General features: G+C 54.4%; 20 protein-coding genes and 1 tRNA gene. 3 read left to right on the forward strand and 18 right to left on the reverse strand.

The genetic code is table 11. The features are described from left to right. Positions 1-97 precede the first annotated feature (97 nt). Positions 98-1621, reverse strand: coding sequence for a VWA domain-containing protein (locus J2Z49_RS13635; protein WP_307403561.1), 1524 nt, complete (start codon positions 1619-1621; stop codon positions 98-100). An 18-nt stretch (positions 1622-1639) separates the two neighbouring features. Continuing rightward, entirely contained in the window at positions 1640-2713 is a 1074-nt protein-coding gene (locus J2Z49_RS13640; RefSeq protein WP_307403563.1) for a hypothetical protein, read from the reverse strand. A 128-nt stretch (positions 2714-2841) separates the two neighbouring features. Here J2Z49_RS13640 and J2Z49_RS13645 point away from each other — a divergent pair, with 128 nt between their 5' ends. Beyond that, positions 2842-3831 carry an AAA family ATPase gene (locus J2Z49_RS13645; protein ID WP_307403565.1) on the forward strand — a complete coding sequence of 330 codons (990 nt, stop codon included), beginning with the start codon at positions 2842-2844 and terminating at the stop codon, positions 3829-3831. A gap of 12 nt (positions 3832-3843) precedes the next feature. On the opposite strand, the gene J2Z49_RS13650 is transcribed toward J2Z49_RS13645, so the two are convergent. The 14 genes from J2Z49_RS13650 to J2Z49_RS13715 form a co-directional block, all read right to left on the reverse strand. Then, positions 3844-4242, reverse strand: coding sequence for a secondary thiamine-phosphate synthase enzyme YjbQ (locus tag J2Z49_RS13650; RefSeq protein ID WP_456151691.1), 399 nt, complete (start codon positions 4240-4242; stop codon positions 3844-3846). 13 nt (positions 4243-4255) lie between these two features. Then, a complete protein-coding gene (locus J2Z49_RS13655; protein WP_307403569.1) occupies positions 4256-4726 on the reverse strand; it encodes a TIGR00725 family protein in 471 nt (156 codons plus the stop codon). 52 nt (positions 4727-4778) lie between these two features. Beyond that, positions 4779-5420 carry a redox-sensing transcriptional repressor Rex gene (locus J2Z49_RS13660; RefSeq protein ID WP_013822609.1) on the reverse strand — a complete coding sequence of 214 codons (642 nt, stop codon included), beginning with the start codon at positions 5418-5420 and terminating at the stop codon, positions 4779-4781. Between the two features lie 242 nt (positions 5421-5662). Continuing rightward, complete coding sequence (hemL, locus tag J2Z49_RS13665; RefSeq protein ID WP_307403571.1) at positions 5663-6961, reverse strand: glutamate-1-semialdehyde 2,1-aminomutase; 1299 nt, start codon at positions 6959-6961, stop codon at positions 5663-5665. A 10-nt stretch (positions 6962-6971) separates the two neighbouring features. Further along, entirely contained in the window at positions 6972-7448 is a 477-nt protein-coding gene (gene ahbB / locus J2Z49_RS13670) for a siroheme decarboxylase subunit beta (protein WP_013822611.1), read from the reverse strand. Further along, complete coding sequence (gene ahbA / locus J2Z49_RS13675; RefSeq protein WP_307403575.1) at positions 7441-7911, reverse strand: siroheme decarboxylase subunit alpha; 471 nt, start codon at positions 7909-7911, stop codon at positions 7441-7443. The genes ahbB and ahbA overlap by 8 nt, the downstream gene beginning before the upstream one ends. A gap of 3 nt (positions 7912-7914) precedes the next feature. Next, positions 7915-8916 (reverse strand): putative heme d1 biosynthesis radical SAM protein NirJ2, encoded by a 1002-nt coding sequence (gene nirJ2, locus J2Z49_RS13680; protein ID WP_307403577.1) that lies wholly within the window; start codon positions 8914-8916, stop codon positions 7915-7917. Positions 8917-8939: 23 nt separating this feature from the next. Further along, on the reverse strand, positions 8940-9917 hold the full coding sequence (hemB, locus tag J2Z49_RS13685; RefSeq protein ID WP_307403578.1) for a porphobilinogen synthase: 978 nt from the start codon (positions 9915-9917) through the stop codon (positions 8940-8942). Positions 9918-9935: 18 nt separating this feature from the next. Next, positions 9936-11111 (reverse strand): putative heme d1 biosynthesis radical SAM protein NirJ1, encoded by a 1176-nt coding sequence (gene nirJ1, locus J2Z49_RS13690; RefSeq protein WP_307403580.1) that lies wholly within the window; start codon positions 11109-11111, stop codon positions 9936-9938. Then, positions 11095-12639, reverse strand: a complete 1545-nt coding sequence (gene cobA, locus J2Z49_RS13695; protein WP_307403582.1) for a uroporphyrinogen-III C-methyltransferase — start codon at positions 12637-12639, stop codon at positions 11095-11097. Before cobA ends, nirJ1 begins: the two co-directional genes overlap by 17 nt. After that, positions 12636-13574: a hydroxymethylbilane synthase gene (gene hemC, locus J2Z49_RS13700; protein ID WP_307403584.1), complete on the reverse strand. Its 939-nt coding sequence runs from the start codon at positions 13572-13574 to the stop codon at positions 12636-12638. The genes cobA and hemC overlap by 4 nt, the downstream gene beginning before the upstream one ends. An 89-nt stretch (positions 13575-13663) precedes the next feature. Further along, a complete protein-coding gene (gene hemA, locus J2Z49_RS13705; RefSeq protein ID WP_307403586.1) occupies positions 13664-14989 on the reverse strand; it encodes a glutamyl-tRNA reductase in 1326 nt (441 codons plus the stop codon). Next, positions 14958-15605, reverse strand: a complete 648-nt coding sequence (locus tag J2Z49_RS13710) for a precorrin-2 dehydrogenase/sirohydrochlorin ferrochelatase family protein (RefSeq protein WP_307403588.1) — start codon at positions 15603-15605, stop codon at positions 14958-14960. Before J2Z49_RS13710 ends, hemA begins: the two co-directional genes overlap by 32 nt. Positions 15606-15623: 18 nt before the next feature. Then, complete coding sequence (locus J2Z49_RS13715; RefSeq protein WP_307403590.1) at positions 15624-16586, reverse strand: polyprenyl synthetase family protein; 963 nt, start codon at positions 16584-16586, stop codon at positions 15624-15626. A 250-nt stretch (positions 16587-16836) separates the two neighbouring features. On the opposite strand from J2Z49_RS13715, the gene J2Z49_RS13720 reads away from it, so the two are divergent. After that, on the forward strand, positions 16837-17295 hold the full coding sequence (locus tag J2Z49_RS13720) for a MaoC family dehydratase (protein WP_307403592.1): 459 nt from the start codon (positions 16837-16839) through the stop codon (positions 17293-17295). A 124-nt stretch (positions 17296-17419) separates the two neighbouring features. Beyond that, a tRNA-Sec gene (locus J2Z49_RS13725) sits at positions 17420-17517 on the forward strand. Positions 17518-17591: 74 nt separating this feature from the next. Here J2Z49_RS13725 and J2Z49_RS13730 read toward each other — a convergent pair. Beyond that, complete coding sequence (locus J2Z49_RS13730) at positions 17592-18692, reverse strand: GerAB/ArcD/ProY family transporter (protein ID WP_307403594.1); 1101 nt, start codon at positions 18690-18692, stop codon at positions 17592-17594. A gap of 119 nt (positions 18693-18811) precedes the next feature. Then, positions 18812-19819, reverse strand: a complete 1008-nt coding sequence (locus tag J2Z49_RS13735; RefSeq protein WP_307403596.1) for a restriction endonuclease — start codon at positions 19817-19819, stop codon at positions 18812-18814. Positions 19820-19940: the final 121 nt, after the last annotated feature.

A 19940-nucleotide genomic window follows, 5' to 3' on the forward strand; every position in this document is an offset into this window, starting at 1 on the left:
GCTTGATTTTTGGTGTTTTTTGGGCGCGTGAGGTCTCATTTCTTTTTCAGGGGGCTGATCCCCTTCTGGTGCCTACTGAAATTTTACACGGCCAAAGTTAAAATATCTGGCGTGCGATTCCGGTTAACTGGGAAAGGTTGCGGCATTCAAAAACGTGCCGGCAATAGGGTGTGTAAAGATGCATAATGCTGTCTTCCTGGTTCCAGCTTTCCCGGGGGGCCGGGTTTAACCAGATCACCTGCCGGACCCGGCGGCAAATCTCCCGGAAATACTCTTCCCCGGATGGCTTATAATTGTTCCGGGCGTCTCCCAGGATGATCAGGGTGACCTTCCGGTGAAGTACATGCCGGTGTTCGTGAAAAAACTGGCGCCAAACCGCCCCGTAATCGGAAAAACCTGTCTGCCAGATGCCGGTTTGCCGCTGGATGTTCCGCACTGTCCTTTCAAGGTCCAGTTCCCTTAATTGGACGGTAATCTCGGCTATGGCGTCAACAAAAGCATATGAACGCACCATGCGGAATTTATTCTGCATAGTGTGGACCAGGAGCAGCATGAACTGGCTGTAAGGAGCCACTGAACCGGAAAGATCGCAGAGCACAACTAAATCCGGTCGTGTTGCCTGGCGGCCCTGGTGACAGAGGATTATGGGCACTCCACCGGTGGTGGCTGCCAGGCGTACGGTACGGCTTATGTCTACCACCCCGCGGGTCGCCGGAATGCGCCGGTAACCCCTGCGGGTGGCCAGGCGGCGCCCCAGGCGGGCTACTTGCCTCTTCACTTGTATCACCTGTTCCGGGTCCAGCTCGGCAAAGCAACGATGGGACAGATTGGCCTCCCGTGCGATAACTTGAAGTTCCTTTTCTGGTTGTCTTTTACAGCGCAGTTGTTCGAGCTCCCGGTTGAGCAGGCGTTCCAGCCGCAGCAGATTTTCCTGCTGGCGCAGCTTTTCCGCCTCCCCAAGGGGGGACCGTTCCAGCCAATCCTTTACCTGTGCCCAGTCAAGGTGTGTTTTCAACTGCTTTAGCATTTGCAGGGGATCTTCCCCGGGGGTATCTTCATCCAGTGGGACCAGGGTAATTACGGCTTCCCGGGCCAGGGTCTTTATATCTTCTTCGCTGCCTTTTGCAATGATCATGGCCAGTCGCTGTCCCGCTGCCGAAAAGGGAACCGAACTACCATGTTGAAAATGTCTTTCTCTTCTTCCCTCTCCCGGGCCGTTTCCCTTGCCGCCCCCCTGCCCTGCCGGTTCTCCGCCCCCTGCCGGTAAATCATCTTCACTCTTCAGGGCCTGCCGCAGCCACTCTTTCATCTGTGCTAGCCTGGCGTTAAACTCTTCCCGGGACAGCCGGGGAGGATGAATGGGAATGGCGGCTTTATTGGTTGGCTGTTCCTGCTTTCTGACTTTTTGTTTGAGCGTTGTCCAGTATAAGTGAAAGAGTTTATCCAGGATCCTTTCCTGTCCAGTTTCCTTAATTAGGGTGGCCTGCATGGCCAGGAGAAGGTTTTCCCGGGTGGGTTCCAGGAGGGAGAGGGCCTGCAAAAGATCCAGCATTTCCCCCGTGGAGACGGGGATGCCGGCCTGCCTTAGCAATTGGATAAAGCCAATTAAATGCTCAACCATGGTTTCCGGCTGAACTCCTTAGTACCCGGACATTTCCACTACCCGGTTAGTGAAACTTTCCATCGCCCGGTACAACTGGACCACCCGCTCCAGTGCCCCTTCCTCTGCCAGGTTAACTGAAGCGGTGAGGCTCATTTGCCTTTCTTTGATGTTATATCTGGCCAGGAAGGTTCCCGGGCGGGTAAAAAGATGAAACCGGTGGTCTTTGGCAAATCCCAGGTTTTTAATTAAGGTATGAGGTTCCAGGCTGATTTTATCTATAGTCCGATGCAGGGTTAACTCGGTAAAACCAAGCATTGCAGTCAACTGCTGGTGGAGTTCTTGGGCCAGTACCTCAGGTTTTTCCAGGTAAAGCTCCGCGTCTATTTTTTGGGCGGTCTGGCGGAAAGTGAGGTGACCGGCGGGATCAAAAAAGGCCCGCAGGGCATCCTCTTGCTCCAAATAAAGGGTTTGACCTTGAAAGTGATTTAAAAATTCCGCACAGCACTCCGGTGTTACAACTTTTCGGGCTGATATGGCCAGCACCCCTACCAGGGGTTCATCCCTGGGTGCGGTTACTTCCGGGGTGAATACCCGCAGCACTTCCGCAAGGGAAATTTTATTTAAGAGCTGCCGGCAATGGTGCTCCGCGTCCCGGAAGTGGGTGATAAATTTAATCTTAGCCGTGGCTATCCCTCCCTGGACCATCAGGGAAACCGGGCAGCTGATTGCCACGTCCCGCGATTGCCATTGTACCTGGAATTGACCGGCCAGCTCTTCCGCTTCCAGGTCGAGATGCTCCAGCAGGGTCAACCTTTCCATAATTTCCGGTAACGGGCGTGCTATGGCGGTAACCAGAATTTTTTGATCGGTTACCGGCTCGAAGTAAGAGGAAGAGTAGGCATGGGGTACAATGGAAAAAAGCCGTGGGACGATTTTCTCTCCCCATTCCCATTGCCCGGTGGTAATATAAATATAGCTTTGCCCTACGGTCATTTGTAAACCATCCACAAAGATTTCATTCCCCCGGGTCCATAGGCCCGGTTGTTCCGCCAGAAAAGTTAGCAAGGCAGGCTTTTTGTCCATATTGCGGGTGAGAATCTCAATACGCACGTTTTGCCACCCGTTATGTAAAATTTTTTAGTACCTATGACTGCGTTTTTTACTTTCATTTTGTCGGTTCTACTATGGTTTCGTCAAGGCGCATTTTGCCGGTGTTTTTACGGAGGTATAAAGCAGGTATGCACCGCCTGTTCCGCAGTGTGCAAACTGTAGCCGATGGCCTTTTGCGGCAGCAGTATCTGTGTAATCGTACTGTGGCCACTACCCTTTTCCTAGCTGCCCACCTGGGCAAGCCGCTGCTGGTGGAGGGACCGGCAGGCGTGGGTAAGACGGCCCTGGCCCAGGCCCTGGCCGGAGCATTAAATACCCCGCTGGTTCGCTTGCAATGTTATCCCGGTCTGGATGAAGCCAAAGCCCTTTACGAGTGGAATTATCAAAAACAGCTACTTTACATCCAGGTTGCTGCTGGAAGTAAGCAGGTATGGGAAGAACTGCGCCAGGATATTTATACACCGGAATTTTTACTGGCCCGACCGCTTTTGAAAGCTTTTTTGTCCGAAAAACCGGTGGTCCTTTTGGTGGATGAAGTGGACAAAAGCGATGAGGAACTGGAAAGCTTTCTTTTAGAGGCCCTTTCCGAGTTTCAGGTTTCCATTCCCGAACTGGGTACCATACGGGCCAGGCATATCCCATTTACTCTGCTCACCAGCAACAGCAGCCGGGAGTTCAGTGATGCCTTAAAAAGGCGCTGTTTGCACCTGTACATCCCCTATCCCACTGCCGAACAGGAGCGGGCCATTGTTGCTTTAAAAGTTCCCGGAATTGATGGACGGCTGGCCGCCCAAGTGGTTGATTTCGTTCACAATCTGCGTCGTTTACCCCTCAAAAAAAGCCCCAGCATAGCTGAAACCCTGGACTTTGCCCGCACCATGCTGCTGCTGGAGGCAAAGCAACTGGAGCTCCGGGTGGTGGCTGAGGCGCTTAATGTCTTGCTGAAATACCAGGAAGACGTGGAAAAAGTCATGACCAAACTGGGGGATTTGCTGCCGGAGGTCCGGGAGGAGGATGGTGCTCCTGCCGCCCAGGGTACCATTCCCCGTGCGGTGGCGGCAGGCGAAGAAACGGAAGAGGAGCCAGGGGGTGTGGACCTGTCCCGCTTCAACTTTTAGATGCGGGGAAATCTAATCGGCTACCACCCTGACCAGCACTTTGCGCTGCCGGGGTCCGTCGAATTCGCAAAAGAAAATCCCCTGCCAGGTACCCAGGACCAACTGGCCGCCGGTCACCAGCACGGTCAGGGATGAGCCCACGAGGCTGGCCTTGATATGGGCGTCGGCGTTTCCTTCAAGGTGCCGGTAGTTTCCCTCCTGCGGTACCAGTCTGTCCAGTCCGGACAGTATGTCATGGGCAACTGACGGGTCTGCGTGCTCGTTAATGGTAATACCGGCCGTAGTATGGGGTACAAAGAGGTGGCAGCATCCTTCGGTAATTTTTTCCGCCTGAACAATTTTCCTTACTTGAGAAGTAATATCCACAAGCTGGGAGCGGGCTGTGGTACTAACGGTTAGAGTATGGATCATCATCGTTCCCCTTTCAAGTAGAAATTAAAAGCAGAGCCAGCTCCACTGCTTCCCGGGCACTGGTAGCTGGGCGTATGCCACCGGGCAGGCCAGGGCGCTCCAATTTCCAGGTGCCCAGGCCAATTACCGGCTTGTTCATTTTTAGAGCCAGGCCAATTTCCGAGAGGGTGCCGTAACCTCCACCAATGGCAACGAGGGCATCGGCGGCACAGGCTATAATGGCGTTTCGCGCGTCTCCCAGTCCGGTAGGCAGGGCCACCGTTAAATAGGAATTGCCTTCCCCGCGGTGACGGCCCGGGAGAATGCCGACCACCATTCCTCCTGCCTGGCGGGCGCCCCGGGAAGCCGCTTCCATAACCCCGCCCCGGCCGCCGCAAATTAAAATAGCACCTCGCCGGGCGATTTCCCGGCCCACTTCCTCGGCCAGTTCCCGTTCCTGCTCTGTACATTCGGCTCCACCAATGACACCGATATACCAGGTCATTTTCTATCACCGGCCAAAGAATAGGCCGTGGTGCACGGCCTTTCAAGATGTTTTACAGGCGCTGGGCGGACTTGAAGCCCAAATTAAAGGTGAGTATTTCCAGTTTCACGGACAGGTCCACATTGCGGATCTCTATCCCTTCCGGCAGGTTCAAGGCCACCGGGGCAAAGTTTAAAATGGCCTCCAGGCCGTTTTTAACCATAAAGTCGGCCACATCCTGAGCCGCCCGGGGAGGTACGGCGATAATGCCGATGCGGGCTTTGTGTTCCTGAATTACCTCGGGCATTTTTTCCATGGGCAACACTTCAAGTTCGGCAATTTTCTTGCCTATTTTGGTCAGGTCGTTGTCAAAGACGCCCACAATTTTAAAACCCCGGCTGTTAAATCCCTTGTATGTGCATAATGCATATCCTAGATTGCCGGCACCTACCAGAATCAACGGCCAGTCCTGATCCAGCCCCAGAATCTTTTTTGTGTAGCGCATGAGATCTTTGACATTATAGCCAACTCCCCGGGTGCCAAATTCGCCAAAGTAGGCCAGATCCTTGCGCACCTGGGCCGGGCTTACTCCTACCCCTTCAGCGATTTCCCCGGAGGAGACAGTGGTTACTCCGTTGCGGTCGAGCCGTTCAAGATACCGGGAATATATCGATAGCCTGGTTACTGTGGCTTCGGGGACGCGCAGGGTCTTCATCAAATCGCCTCCTTATCTTAGATGTTATTCTATGCAAATAAGGGGCCTTATGCCGGCCCCGGTAGAAGACCGGTTTTTAAGTTATAACATTCACATGCTAGGTATTTTATATCATTTGTGTCCCTGTCTGTCAAATGACTTTTTCCCGGAAAGCAAAGAAAAGCCCCGAAAAGAAGTTTCTCCCCGGGGAATGGTTGCAAACATAGATTCGCCCTTTTCCTCCAACCCTGTGATCTTTATTTTTATTTTTCTATTTTACTGGCAGCGGCAAAGGCCTTCCGGGCTGCTTCCACCGTCCGCTGGATTTGTTCGTCGGTATGAGCCAGGCTGACAAAGGTTGCCTCGAATTGGGACGGAGCCAGGTAAATCCCCTGTTCCAGCATGGACTGGAAGAAAGCAGCAAAGCGGCGGATATCGGCCGTACAGGCAGTGGCATAATCCACTACCGGTGTTTCGGTAAAGAAAGTGCAGAGCATGGAACCAACCCGGTTAAAGGAAAGCACAAGGCCTGCTTCCTGGGCGGCTTCAGCCAATCCCCGGGCGAGAAGGGCGGACTTACGCTCCAGTTCTTCGTAAGTGCCGGGCCGTTTTAGTACCCTTAAAGTGGCCAGGCCCGCGGTTACAGCCAGGGGATTGCCCGAAAGGGTGCCTGCCTGGTAAACCGGACCTTCCGGCGACACCTGTTCCATGATGTGCCGCTTTCCACCATAGGCGCCCACGGGCAGGCCGCCGCCGATGATTTTGCCCAGGCAGGTCAGGTCGGGATCGATATTGTACAGCTCCTGGGCGCCGCCGTAAGAAAGCCTGAAGCCGGTGATCACTTCATCAAAGATCAATAATGCTCCGTAACGGCGGGTGATTTCCCTGAGGCCCTCCAAAAAGCCTTCCCTGGGCGGTACTACGCCCATGTTACCCGCTACCGGTTCCACAATTACGGCGGCAATATCCTCGCCTTCCCGGGCGAAGATTGCTTCTAAAGTATCCAGGTCGTTATATGGGGCCGCAATGGTGTCCGCCGCCGTGCTGGCCGGCACCCCGGGGCTGCTGGGCACCCCCAGGGTAAGGGCCCCGGAACCGGCTTTAATCAACAAAAAGTCGGCGTGGCCATGGTAACAGCCCTCAAACTTGACAATTTTATTGCGCTTCGTGTACGCCCGGGCCAGCCGCAGGGCGCTCATGGTTGCTTCGGTGCCCGAGTTTACCAGGCGCACCATTTCCACGGCCGGTAGTGCTTCTACAATGGCCCTGGCCAGCTCAATTTCCAGTTCGGTGGGAGCACCAAAACTGGTGCCGATTGCCAGGCATTCCTGCAGGGCCGCCGTTACTTCCGGGTGCCGGTGGCCCAGGATGAGCGGTCCCCAGGAGCCCACGTAGTCTATGTATTCATTGCCGTCCACATCATAAATCAGCGCTCCCTTTCCCCGGGCGATGAAAAGGGGTTGTCCCCCAACGGCTTTAAAGGCTCTTACGGGGCTGTTTACGCCGCCGGGCATGTAACGGCGGGCCTGGGCGAATAGTTCCTTAGACCTTTCGTAAGACAAGATACCACCTTCATTTCTCCACAAAGTATTTCATACTGCTCTTTTTTAATTCGGCTATACTAAATAACAGACGGTAGTTAGCAACCCCGCTGGCCCGGGAGAGCCGGGCGGCAATCTCCCGGCAATCCTGAGGCGTCTGTCCGTGGACCACGGTAAACAAGTTGTACGGCCAGTCGGGCAGCCGGGCGGGACGCTGGTAACAGTGGGAAACCTCATCAAAGGAGGCCATCAGCCGGCCCACTTCTTCCATGCGTTCCTCCGGGACTTGCCAGACCACCATGGCATTGGAGACATAACCCAGATCCTGATGGCGCACGGCCGCCCCAAAACGCCGGATCACCCCCCGGTCGACAAAATCCCGGACCTTGGCCAAAAGCTCTTCCTCACCAATACCCAGTTTTTCCGCCAGGGCCAAAAAGGGACGGCTGACCAGGGGAAGACCTTCCTGCAGGGCGCGGATAATTTCTTTGTCAAGCTGGCTAAGCATTCTCATCCTCCCCCAGGTCAAAGTTCACCCTGATTTTAAAAATTCTTAAGGCCGGGAGATGGAGCATATCTGCTATGCCGGTGCATCTTTTGATTTCCTCTAAAGTGTTTTCCAGCTTGACCTGGGATTCTACCAGCAGCGTAAACCACATGTTATACGGGTGATCTCGCAAATAATTATGGGTTACCCCCGGAAAGCTGTTGATTACGGCTGCCACTTCCTCAATTCTCTCCGCCGGTACTTTCATAGCACATAAGGTGCCGCTGTAACCTACCCGGCGGGAGTCAAAGATGGCCCCCAGCCGCCGGATAACCCCCTTTTCAATGAGACGTTTTAGCCGGGCCAGGATATCCTCTTCAGTGGTGCCCAGGGTTTCGGCGAGTTTCCGGTAGGGTTCCGGTTCGATGGGTAGATGGCTTTGGATGATATTCAACAGTTGTCTATCCAGACTATCCAGGGTCATGAACTATTCCCCCGTTGGTTTTCTACCTTTCCGGTACAGGCACCAGGGGTCTTCGGCCATATAATCTCCATGGTAGAAGTAGGCCCGGGCCCGGCAACCACCGCAAATATTCCGGTAGTGGCAGTTGCCGCAACCGCCGCCGTACTCGCCGGTACGCAGCCGTTTGAATACCGGGTTGTTCTGCCAGATAAGGCTAAAGGGTGTTTCCCGCACATTGCCCACGGGCATGTTTAAATAGGCACAGGGCTGGACGTCCCCCTTCGGGCTGATGATGCAGTAGCCCGTACCAGCCAGGCACCCCTTTTGAAAGCGCAGTTTTAAGCCCATTTGGGCGGCAATGCGCATAAACTGGGGGGCACAGGTGGGCTTTACTTCAATGGGCACGTCCCTTTGTTTTTTCATTAACCGGTGAAGTAGGCGCTCGTACTGTTCGGCTCTTAGGGATTCCTCTTCCATATTTACGGCCCTCCCGGTGGGTACAAGGAAGAACACGTGGTGGGCCATAGCTCCCATGCGCACGGCCAGGTCGGTTAACGCCTCTACCTGTTCATAGTTCCATTCTACTACCGTGGTATGAACTTGAAAGGGCAAGCCGGCTTTCCGGCAGGCTTCCATGCCCTCCACGGCGGCCTGCCAGGCTCCCGGGACACCGCGGAAACGGTCGTGCTGTTCCGGTTCGGTGCTGTCCAGGCTGATCCCCATGGCCAGCGCCCCGGCTTTCTTTAATTTTTCGGCTACACTGCCGGTAATTAAAGTGCCATTGGTACCAAAAGCCGGGCGCAGGCCTTTCCGGGCCGCATACCCCACCAGCTCATATATATCGGGCCGTAGAAGGGGTTCACCTCCGCTGAAGATCATAATTTTAAAACGGGCCCGGGCAATTTCATCAATTAGATTAGCAGCTTCGGAAGTGTTTAATTCTTCTTCCATCCTGGCGCCGGCGTCCCGGTAGCAGTGCCGGCAGGTCAAATTACAGGCGTTGGTAGTATTCCAGGAAACCAGCACGGCTTAACATCCTCTCTAAAGAACTAACCTTCTCGTAACCAGCGGGCCACGTCCTTGGCGTGGTAAGTGATGATAATGTCGGCCCCGGCCCGTTTCATTCCGGTGAGGGTTTCCAGGACAACCCGGCGCTCGTCAATCCAGCCCCGCAGGGCCGCAGCCTTAACCATGGCATATTCCCCGCTGACGTTATAAACTGCTACGGGGTAGTTAAAAGCATCCCGGGCCTGCCGGACAATATCCAGGTAGGCCAGGGCAGGCTTGACCATGATAATGTCGGCCCCTTCTTCAATATCCAGGGCTATCTCCCGCAGGGCCTCCCGGGCATTGGGGGGGTCCATCTGGTAGGAGCGGCGGTCCCCGAACTGGGGTGCCGAGCCCACTGCTTCCCGGAAGGGGCCATAATAGGCCGACGCATACTTGGCTGCATAGGACATGATGGATACATCCTGATAACCGGCTTCGTCCAGGGCACGGCGGATGGCGGCCACCCGGCCGTCCATCATGTCGGAAGGAGCTACCATGTCGGCTCCGGCCCGGGCGTGGGAAAGGGCCGTACAGGCCAGGAGCTCAAGGGTCGGGTCGTTGAGAATGCGTCCCTGTTCTACCACTCCACAGTGGCCGTGGCTGGTGTATTCACAGAGGCAGACGTCGGTAATGACCACCAGTTCGGGGAACTCCTTTTTAATTGCCCGCACGGCCTGCTGCACAATCCCCTCATCGTCATAAGCTTCCCGTGCTGTTTCATCTTTTTCCCGGGGAATGCCGAAAAGGAGAATGCCGGGTATGCCCAGATCGACCACCCGGGCTGCTTCTTCCAGGAGCATATCCGGGGAAAGATTATATACCCCGGGCATGGCTTCCACGGGGCTTTGAACCCCCCGGCCGTGGGTGACAAAAAGCGGGTAGATAAGGTCGTCTACCGTCAGGCAGGTTTCCCGCACCAGGCGGCGGATGTTTTCCTTCACCCGCAGGCGGCGGGGACGGGTTATGGGAAAGGCCACCGGACGCACCTCCTTGTTCTAAGCAATACCGATTTCTTCATCCGTCAAGTAGCAGGCGGGATCGGGTGCCCAGAAATCGTTAAATACCGCTTCTGCCCGGGTACGGAAATTGCCGTTACAAATCTCCAGCCAGCGGCAGCGGGTACAGCGCCCCTTTAAAAGAGGCCGGCGGTTTTTCAACCCGGCCAGAATGGGCTGGGAGAGATCCGTCCAAATTTCACCGAAGCTTTTCTCCCGCACATTGCCGAAGGTGTGCTGGGGAGTAAACTGGTCCGGATGGACGTTGCCTTCCCAGTCCACGGCGGCAATGGCTATGCCGGAACGGTTGCCCCCGTTCTGCAAAAGCAGCTGGTAAACCCGCTCTGCCCTTTTGGGGTCCCTTTCCCGCAATTTCAAGTATACATAAACCCCATCGGCATGATTATCCACAGTTAAAATCTCTTTAGACAGGCCCCGGCGGTGGAAATCGAGCGTCCGTTCCATGATCAGGTCCAGGGCGGCCCGGGACTCCTGGTGGGTAATATCGTCTTTTAACATTTCCTTCCCCCGGCCACTGTAAACCAGATGGTAAAAACATACCCGGGGGATGTTTTCCCGCTCAATGAGGTCAAAGATGGCTTCCATCTGGTGAAGGTTATGCCGGTTGATGGTAAAGCGCAGCCCCACCCGCTGCCCCACCGCCAGGCAATTGCGGATGCCCTCCAGGGCGGCTTGAAAAGCTCCCGGCCGGCCCCGGAAATGGTCGTTGTTTTCCCCGGTGCCATCCAGGCTGATGCCCACGTAGCCCACGCCTATTTCTTTTAAACGGCGGGCCACGGCGGGGGTAATCAGGGTGCCGTTGGTGGAAACGGTGGTACGGATGCCCCGGCTGGTGGCGTAGGCGGCCAGTTCAAAAAAGTCCTGGCGCATTAAGGGTTCGCCGCCGGAAAATAAGAGTACCGGTACCTTGAAGGCGGTCAGGTCATCAATGAGTTTTTTAGCTTCGGTCGTAGTTAGCTCGCCGGGATGCCTTTTGTTGTCTGCACTGGCATAACAATGGATACAGCGCAGGTTGCAGGTACGGGTCATGTTCCATACCACCACCGGGCCCTGGCCCGCGGTTGTTCCGTGGATCTGATTGCGGGAGGAAGGGTTGTAACGCAGTTGATCACCAAAATTGGCGGTATCCAGGAGTAATCTACTGATACTGATCATCGTGATTCCTCCCTTGGGCTGCCTCAATGACGACCTCCAGCAGGCCTTCAATGGTATAGCGGCGCGCCTGTACGTGCACGGGCAGGCCCAATTCCCGGGCGGTCTGGGCCGTTACCGGGCCGATACAGGCCACCGTTACTCCCTGGAGCAACCGGGGCAGCTTGTATTCTTTCAGCAGTTCGACGAAATTGCGCACGGTAGACGAGCTGGTAAAGGTAATGATGTGAATCTTTCCTTCAGCCAGCATTTGCCTGACCAGTTGGGTATCCTCCCCGGCTGGTATGGTGCGGTAGGCCACCACCTCGTCAACCACTGCTCCCAGGCCGGATAGCAGTTCGGTCAACACTTTCCGCGCAATGTCCGCCCGGGGTAAAAGGATGCGGTCGCCGGGTTTGATCTGGCCTTTTAAACCGGCAATGATTTGTTCTGCCCGGTATTCATCGGGTACGTAAGTAACTTTCAAAGCATACCTTTCCAGGGCTTCTTTAGTTTTGGGTCCGATGGCGCAAAGATTAGCCCCTTTTAGATCCCGCACATCTTTCCCCTGTTGCAGCAGACGGGCAAAGAAGAAGCGCACACCATTGACGCTGGTAAAGATAATCCAGCGGTAGGAATCCAGCCGGGCAATGGCTGCATCCATGGGTTCGTAGCTTTCCGGTTCCACGATTTGGATGGTGGGAAACTCCACCGCTTCTCCTCCCAGCGCCTCAATGGCCCGGGATAACTGGCTGGCCTGTTCCCGGCTCCGGGTGACCAGGACCCGTTTCCCGAAAAGGGGCTTCTTTTCGTACCAGGACAGCTTTTCCCGCAGGGTTACCACTTCGCCCACAATGATTACGGCCGGGTTGGTAACGCCTGCTTCCATGGTCCGGGAAACAATATTTGCTAAAGTACCCACGACGGTTTTTTGCTCCGGACGGGTTCCCCAGCAGATTACCGCCACCGGTGTTTGGGGGTCACGACCGTGGCTAGTGAGCTGTTTGACAATGGATTCCAGGTTGGCCATGCCCATCAGAAGAACCAAAGTGTCCGCCCCGGTCGCCAGCTTTTCCCAGTTAATGCGGGAACTTTCCTTAGAGGGATCCTCGTTGCCCGTGATCACTGCCAGGGTAGAGGTGCAATTCCGGTGGGTAACCGGAATGCCCGCATAGGCCGGTACGGCAACAACCGAGGTGATTCCCGGCACCACTTCAAAGGGGACGCCTGCTTCCGCCAAAGCCTCGGCCTCTTCCCCGCCCCGGCCAAAAACAAAGGGGTCCCCCCCTTTCAGGCGCACAACCACCTGTCCTTTGAGAGCCCTTTCTACCAGGAGCTGGTTGATTTCTTCCTGGGTCATGGCATGTCCGGCGGGGCTTTTGCCCACATAAATCAGCTCTGCTCCGGGAGCAGCATGGGATAACAGCTTGGGACTGGCCAGGCGGTCGTAAACAATAACGTCGGCTTTTTGAATACAGGCCAGACCCTTAACAGTAATCAGTCCCGGATCCCCGGGACCTGCTCCTACCAAATAAACAGTTCCCTTTTTCATTCAAGATCAAACTCCTGTCGCGCCTTTTCTAAGATTCCCCCAGCACCCAGTTTTATTAACCGGACAGCCAGCTCTTCTCCCAGTTGTTCTGCCTGGTCTGGCGGGCCGGAAATGCTGTCCCGCACCAGTTGGCGGCCATCAAGACTGGCTACAGCCCCTTCCAGGAGCAACTGGTTATGCTGTATTTGTCCCAGGGCGCCAATAGGTACCTGGCAGCCGCCTTCCAGTTTCCTCATCAGGGCCCTCTCGGCGGTAATGGCGGTCCGGGAAGCGGGGTCATCCAGGGGGCGAATTAATTCCTGCATTTCCGGATCGTTTGCGCGAATTTCAATGGCAATGGCTCCCTGGCCTACGGCGGGCAGGCAGATGTCAAAGGGGATAAGCTGGGTGATGCGGGCATCGTACCCCAGGCGGTGTATCCCGGCGTAGGCCAGAATTATGGCATCCAGATTTAATTCCTCCAGTTTGCGCAGCCGGGTGGTCAAATTTCCCCGGATGGTGGTAACGTTAAGGTCAGGCCGGAAATGGAGCAACTGGGCAGTGCGCCGCAGGCTGCTGGTACCGATGCGAGCACCCGGGGGCAGCGTTTCCAGGGTAAGGCCATGGCGGGAAATCAACACGTCCCCCGGGTACTCCCGCTGGCAAAAGGCCCCGATGATTAAACCCTCGGGCAACCGGGTGGGGAGGTCCTTCATGCTATGGACCGCCAGATCAATTTTCCCAACCGATAGAGCTACTTCCAGTTCTTTAGTGAACAGGCCTTTATCCCCTATTTTAGCCAGGGCCACATCCAGGATGTGGTCTCCCCGGGTTTTCATACCGCGCAGGACAAACCTTTTCCTGGGATATAACTTATGCAGTTTTTCCAGTACCCAATGGGCCTGCCACATGGCCAACTGGCTGTCCCGGGTGCCGATGATAATTTCCTGCTTCATTAAATGTGCCTCCATGATTAAGGCCCGTTCTCTTGGTGGAACCGGGCAAAGTTGCCACCAGCTTACTCCCATTTTGGAAAGATTTTATCTTACCTGCCGGTGGCCAGGTTATCCTGCACAGGCTTTTTGCCGGCCTGGGATTGTTCCCCTGGAATTTCCAGTTTGAAAAGATTCTGTAATACTTTCATGTACAGGTGACCCTCAGGGGTAAGAGCATAGGACTTCAGTTGGGTTACCGGGACGTGCAAAAGCTGATTAACAATGGAGTTGGCCAGGGAACTGACCACCTTGCGATCATGTTCGGTAATGTCCCCCAGCCGGTTGAGTGCCCGGCGCAATTCCTTTTGTTTGATTTCTTCTCCCCGTTGCTTTAAAGCGGCAATGGTAGGTACGACAAACTGCATACTTAACCATTGCATAAACTGATCCAGTTCTTCTTCAATGATACTTTCTGCCGCCACGGCAGCCTTTTTGCGCTGGGCCAGGTTGTGATCGACCACCTGTTGCAGATCATCTATATCATAAAGGGTTACTCCCGGCAACTGGCCCACCGCCGGGTCAATGTCCCGGGGTACCGCAATATCGATGATCATCAGCTCCCGGCCCTGGCGGCGGGCAATGGCTTCCGCCACGTCGTTATGGCGCACCACATAGTGGGAGGCCGCGGTACAACTGATGATAATATCCGCTTCCTCGATATAGTGGTAAAGTTGATCGAATTTTACTGCCCGGCCATTAAACTGGGCGGCCAGGTTTACAGCCCGCTGATAGGAGCGGTTGGAAACAATTACTCCCGATACACCGTTGGCTACCAGGTGGCGGGCGGTCAGCTCGCTCATCTTGCCTGCGCCAATAACTAACACCGAGCGTCCGGAGAGGTCCTTGAATTGTTGTTTGGCCAGCTCCACGGCGGCATAGCTGATGGATACGGCGTTCTGATCGATACCAGTTTCCGTGCGCACCCGTTTGCCCACGGCGATGGCCTGTTGAAACAGGGTGTTCAGCACCCGGTTGGTTGCCCCGAACCGGCAGGCCAACTGGTAGGCATGACGCACCTGACCCAGAATTTGAGTTTCTCCCAGGATCATGGAATCCAGGCCGGCTGCCACCCGGAACAGGTGACGGATGGTATCATAGAGGGTGTGGGCGTAGGTACAGTTTTTGATTTCAGAAATGTCCACCCCCGATTTTCGGGAGAGGAAATCCCAAATGGCATTTAACCCCTCGTCCAGTTCCCGCGTGGCGGCGTAAATTTCCGTCCGGTTGCAGGTAGACAGGATGACACACCCTTCAATGGCGGGATAGCTGTTTAACCGGGCCAAAGATGTTTCCAGGGAGTGATCCGAGAAGGAAAGCCGTTCCCGGATTTCCACAGGTGCTGTTCTATGGTTGACTCCGACTGCGATGATAAGCATCTATTACCCGCTCCTTTGCTTGCTCGAGTTCTCCCCTGGCCAGCAACTGAAAAACCTGATCATCCAGGATGGCCGTTAGCAACTCCCGTCTTTTCCGGGGGTCGGCTGTATTTTCTAAAATATCGTGGCGTATTTCACCCAGTAAATCAACCAGAAGACCGTATTCCGGACCATAATGTTCTTCGAGTTCTTCTTTAATCTTCCGGGCCAGCAGGGGGCTTTTACCGTCGGTGGAGATGGCGATTTGCAGGGAGCCCCGTCTTACCACTGCCGGGACATAAAAGTTGCCCTGGGGCGGATCGTCCACCACGTTTACCAGCATATTTCTGGCCATTGCCTCGGCTGCTACCCATCGGTTGATTTCATCCAGGTCGGTGGCTGCAATTACTAAAAAGACGCCTGCAAGGTCGGCAGTTTCATATTCCCCCTGCCGGTAGCTGATTTTACCTTTATCCACCAGTTCCCGTAAGCCTGGAGTGAGGGTGGGACTGACCACCTTTACTTTAGCCCCACAGGCCAGGAGGGATAATACCTTGCGTTCCGCTACGCTGCCGCCGCCTACCACCAGGCACGGGCGCTGGGATAAAATTAAGGAAACGGGATAACACTTTAGCAAATAGCCTCAGTCCTTTATCTAGAATTTTCTGATGCTTATAAAATCTGCAATGGCTGCTAAAATTTTCTTGGCAGGGCGTTCCGGCAAATTCTTTAAGGCCCCTTTCGCCTTCAATATGTATTTTTCAGCTATTTCAATGGAATGTTTAATCCCGCCGCAATGCCGGATGAGGGCTATTGCTTCCTGGACCTGTTCCTCATCCTTCTCCCGGGATAAAATCAATGCCCTTAAACGTTCCCGCTGGGGGCTGTGCTCTAGGGCGTAAATAACCGGCAGGGTAATGATGCCTTGGCGCAAATCGCTGCCCACCGGTTTGCCCAGTTGGCGCTGTTCGGCCACCAGGTCCAGGATGTCGTCGGTTATTTGAAAGGCCATGCCGATGTTGTGCCCGTACCGCCGCAGAGCAAGGTGTATTTCCTTGGGAGCACCGCAGGCTACGGCCCCTAACTGGCAGCTGGCGGCAATGAGCAGGGCGGTTTTACGGTTAATGCGATAAAAATAGTCCTTCACCGTTTGCCCGATATCAAAGGAACCGGAGATTTGCTGGATTTCCCCTTCGCACATTTTTACGCTGGTACTGGCCAGCACCCGGGGTATCAGGGGTTCATCATAACTGGCAATAAGAATCAGAGATTGGGCAAACAGGTAGTCTCCGATATAGGTAGAAATCCGGTTTCCCCAGCGAGCCTTGATGGTGGGTACACCGCGGCGGGTCATGGCCGCGTCTACCACATCATCGTGAACCAGGGTGGCCATATGGATGAGTTCTAAAGCTACCGCCAGGGGCAGGACCCGCTCCAGGTGAAAATTGGCGCACTTACCTCCTAACAAGCTAAAGGCAGGGCGCAGGCGCTTTCCCCCTGCCTTCAAAAGATGGGTAGAGGTTTCGGTGAGAAAAGGATCCGGGGTTTGCAAGGTGGCTTGCAATTCCCGTTCTACGATGGCCATTTCATCTTTAATTTCCTCAAACAGCTCCAGCATCTTTTCCTAAAAGCTCACCTGCCTGTAATCGAGTCAAACCCCGGCTTTTCGTATTATTCCACGGCTAACTGGTAAAATCCTTCTAATGCCGGCTACCGGACAACTCTCTAATTTAGGGTATTATATTTTTCCCTTAAAATCAATGGCAGTGGATGGAGAAGGGTTTGTTTTTATCAACTTGCCAAACTATTTCCGCTGTTATAAAATAAAAAATAACTTCATAACCTGGAGCGGGGGGTTTTTCGCAGATATGCGCTTTTTTCCGTCCTGGGCGGAGATGGAGGTAGGCGACACCGTTACTTTTTGCCGGACCTTTACGGAAGGCGATGTGGCCAATTTTCTGGGCGTTACAGGGGACTTTAATCCCATCCACCTGGACCCCCGGGCTGCTACCCTCTGCGGCTTTGAAGGGCGGGTCGTGCCGGGGCTACTCACGGGCAGCATGATCACCCACGCGGGAGGGACTCTGCTCCCCGAACCCTATCCGGCGACGAGAATGTCCTTTCGGTTTCTGGCGCCCGTATATATCGGCGAAACCATTTGCGCGCGGGTCACCATCACGGAGAAAGACCTCCAAAAAAACAAATTAACCCTTCAAATGACCTGCACCAACCAAAAGGGCCAGGTGGTTTTAGAAGGAGAGGTTTCCGGAAAGATCATCCCCATCTATAGCCGGAGGGACAACAACGGCATTAAAAACACTATATAATGTGGATGGAGCAGGATTAGGGCGCCATTTTCCGCAGTTATTGATAAATCTCCGGCAACATGCTATAATATCTCCTGCCCCTTTTGAAAATACCGGGGAAGCAAATTGTCTGACCCAGTCTTACGGGAGTGGATGGGGCCTGGTGGCCCTCCTGGTCTTCAAAACCAGATGTGGGGCGGCAATCCCGTCCCTGGTGAGTTCGATTCTCACACACTCCCGCCATTACTGTATTAAGCCAGGTCCAGTTGGCTCACATCCTGCTGGATTATTTTTTAGCCAAAATTCCCGGCTTACTTTCACGGGTTGCGTTTAAAGGCGGATTTTTCCCTTAGGAACGCCAGGAGGAGCAAAACGGTGGGAATGCCCATTTCAAAGAGATAGGCGTAGGGAATCCAGGGACCGGTAATCCAGGCTACCATTTCCGTTAAATTTTCAAACTGGCTCAGGGACAGGGCAATGAGAAGAATACTCAATGGAACGATAACGGTCCGATGGTCTTTAAGTCTGAGCAACTGGACAGTGCCCATTATTGCGGCATAATGAAATAAGGCTACCTTTCCAAAGATACCCACGATCCAGATTATAATCCAGATGGCGTCCAGCCGGGTTAGAAAGGTCCCAAAACCGGCCAGCCTCACCAGCTCGAAGGTGGCAAAGTTAAGCCTTCCGGTGGTAACACCAAAGACGGCGGTACAGGCGATGGCGTTTAAAGTAAGGATCAATCCGATAACCAAGACGGCGATGATCCCGTTGCGCCGTGCCAGATCAGACCTGGCCAGGTAGGGAAAGGACATGCCCAGGAGAAACACCTCCCCCCGCCAGGCAATGGGATTGAGGCTGGCCCGGATGATGGTTTTGAAATCGTGTTGGAGCATCGGGAACAGGTTGGCCAGTTGCATGTGCCCGGATACCAGAATGAGAATTAAGCCAAAGAGGGTAAACATCATGGGGTAAACCAGTTCCATGACCCGGGCTATCACCTCCAGGCCCTGGTACACGCCGTAGCTGCACACAGCAACCATTAAAGTGGCATAAACTACCTGCGGGGTTTGGGGCATAATGGTGGCGGCAACCAGCTCACCGAATTCCCGCACGATCACTCCGTTCACGTGCAGAAAAAATAGCACGTAGAAAAAGGCGATGATTTTTCCCAGCCAGGGGCCCAGCAGTTTTTCTATGTACTGCACAATGGTCCGGTCGGGAAAACGCCGGCCCAGGGCTGTGATTACCAGGATGACGTAAAAACCGGGCAGGGTGGCCAGAAGCGGGGCTACCCAGGCATCCCTCCCCGCTATGGATGCGGTAAGTCCGGGCAAAAAGACCAGGGCCGTAGCACCGACAACATTGATTAGCAAATATACCATTTGCAGACCTGAAATCTTCCCCGGATCGTGCATTGCGACACCTCAACAGGCTACATATCGATATTGTTAGTAACTTACACTAATTCTATGTACCATCAAGAATAACTAAAGGGACCACCTTTAACGGTGGCCCCACGTTTTTCCGAGGGTCGTTATGTTTCGGGCTGGAGGTCGTGGAGATCCGGCGGCGCCGTTTCCCTTTCCCCGAAAACCAGGCAGAGTAACGCCAGCACGAGGTTGACCGCGGCCAGGAGGAGGTAAACCTTGCCGACCGGATTGTTTATCCCTAACAGGAAATGGAAACCAATTAAAAACGCTCCGGCGGTCAGGTAAGCGCGCCCCTTTTTATAATCGAGGGTCACCCGCTTGAGGGCAGACAGGGACGGGAGGGACACGGTTTTTTCCGCCGTTATCCGGTCTTGAGATTCCTTTATTTTTTCTGCCTGGGCCACAAGGTACAACAGTTCCTTTTCCGGCACCAGGGCAATGCGGTATTGGCTGCGCAGGGAAGCCACCAGCCGTCTGGCATCGGGGGCAAATTCCCCGGGGGTAACCAGGAGGGCGTGGTGATAACCCTGCTTTTTCATCGTCCTGACCAGGTTATGTACCGCGGCGACCTCCACCGGACTCTGGTCGGCCGGTATAAACTCGACGAGCACGGGTACATTACGGTAAGTTGCCTGGATAACCCCGGCCGGCACTTCCGCCGTCTTGTCCCTTTTTCTACCCTTTGGCCGCACCTGCTCAAACTGGGGCAGGCTTTCCAGGAGCGGCCATAAAAAGGAAGCCAGTTCTTCAGCAGTTCTGAACTGCTTTAATTTCTCCCGGTACTGTTCAGCTAAAGAGCGCAGTTTGCGGTAGAAGGTTTCCCTCTGGAACCTTTTCTTCTGGATTTTTGCCGCCAAAAGGCCGGTGGAACTTACGAGGGCCATGGAAAAGGCCAGAGCGATCTTTCCAGGCCAGAACGTGGTTAAAAACACGAAACTCAATAGCCACAATATTAAAAGGGTACCGTAGAAATCCAGCCAGCGGGCAATCCGGTTGCGGCTGTCTTCTTTTGGTTTAACGTAATAACGCAAAAGCTCACCCCGCTGGCGGCGTTTTTGCCAGGACTGGTAGGCGAGATACAAGGCCCGGCGGGGAAATTTAAATACCTTCACTACTGATCCTCCTCGTATCATAGTATTCGTATCATAGTATTAGAACCACCGGACAACCCCAGATTCCAGTTTAGGAATAATATGGGTTGACCGGATGGTTGGGAACCGGTTCCCATATTAC

This window comes from Desulfofundulus luciae (assembly GCF_030813795.1).
GTDB lineage: Bacteria > Bacillota > Desulfotomaculia > Desulfotomaculales > Desulfovirgulaceae > Desulfofundulus > Desulfofundulus luciae.

What these genes read in the sequence shown, in the direction of transcription:
- J2Z49_RS13635 (WP_307403561.1), bottom strand. Translation starts at nt 1,621, where the DNA reads ATGGTTGAGCATTTAATTGGCTTTATCCAATTGCTAAGGCAGGCCGGC.
- J2Z49_RS13645 (WP_307403565.1), top strand. Translation starts at nt 2,842, where the DNA reads ATGCACCGCCTGTTCCGCAGTGTGCAAACTGTAGCCGATGGCCTTTTG.
- J2Z49_RS13650 (WP_456151691.1), bottom strand. Translation starts at nt 4,242, where the DNA reads ATGATCCATACTCTAACCGTTAGTACCACAGCCCGCTCCCAGCTTGTG.
- J2Z49_RS13655 (WP_307403569.1), bottom strand. Translation starts at nt 4,726, where the DNA reads ATGACCTGGTATATCGGTGTCATTGGTGGAGCCGAATGTACAGAGCAG.
- J2Z49_RS13660 (WP_013822609.1), bottom strand. Translation starts at nt 5,420, where the DNA reads ATGAAGACCCTGCGCGTCCCCGAAGCCACAGTAACCAGGCTATCGATA.
- ahbB (WP_013822611.1), bottom strand. Translation starts at nt 7,448, where the DNA reads ATGCTTAGCCAGCTTGACAAAGAAATTATCCGCGCCCTGCAGGAAGGT.
- ahbA (WP_307403575.1), bottom strand. Translation starts at nt 7,911, where the DNA reads ATGACCCTGGATAGTCTGGATAGACAACTGTTGAATATCATCCAAAGC.
- nirJ1 (WP_307403580.1), bottom strand. Translation starts at nt 11,111, where the DNA reads ATGATCAGTATCAGTAGATTACTCCTGGATACCGCCAATTTTGGTGAT.
- cobA (WP_307403582.1), bottom strand. Translation starts at nt 12,639, where the DNA reads ATGAAAAAGGGAACTGTTTATTTGGTAGGAGCAGGTCCCGGGGATCCG.
- hemC (WP_307403584.1), bottom strand. Translation starts at nt 13,574, where the DNA reads ATGAAGCAGGAAATTATCATCGGCACCCGGGACAGCCAGTTGGCCATG.
- hemA (WP_307403586.1), bottom strand. Translation starts at nt 14,989, where the DNA reads ATGCTTATCATCGCAGTCGGAGTCAACCATAGAACAGCACCTGTGGAA.
- J2Z49_RS13715 (WP_307403590.1), bottom strand. Translation starts at nt 16,586, where the DNA reads ATGCTGGAGCTGTTTGAGGAAATTAAAGATGAAATGGCCATCGTAGAA.
- J2Z49_RS13720 (WP_307403592.1), top strand. Translation starts at nt 16,837, where the DNA reads ATGCGCTTTTTTCCGTCCTGGGCGGAGATGGAGGTAGGCGACACCGTT.
- J2Z49_RS13730 (WP_307403594.1), bottom strand. Translation starts at nt 18,692, where the DNA reads ATGCACGATCCGGGGAAGATTTCAGGTCTGCAAATGGTATATTTGCTA.